Origin of the sequence: Proteus myxofaciens ATCC 19692 (genome assembly GCF_001654855.1) — a bacterium.
Taxonomy (GTDB): Bacteria; Pseudomonadota; Gammaproteobacteria; order Enterobacterales; family Enterobacteriaceae; genus Proteus; species Proteus myxofaciens.
On sequence record NZ_LXEN01000251.1, the window covers coordinates 1 to 227 of the forward strand.

Annotated in this window: 1 protein-coding gene; it reads right to left on the bottom strand. The window is 36.6% G+C overall.

Going from position 1 to position 227, the window contains the following annotated elements; translation table 11 throughout:
- Positions 1-227, bottom strand: a 227-nt coding sequence (locus M983_RS16815) for a DUF945 family protein (RefSeq protein ID WP_157092000.1), incomplete at both ends; no start/stop codon positions are given.

The following is a 227-nucleotide window of genomic DNA, read 5'->3' on the forward strand; positions in this document are numbered from 1 at the left end:
TTTGTTTGTGAAATCAATACAGCTAAGTTCGCATCAGAGGAAAAAATCCCTTTTTCATAATTACGAAGTTCAACTTTAACATTTGCATCTATGTCATTATTTTTAAAATACTGAGCTATTTGTGCATTAACGCGATCAGTCTCTCCATGGATACGATTTTCAATTTTACCGCCCATGTACCAAGAAGCGCCAGTCCAAGCGACACCAAGCACGATAATGATACTAAC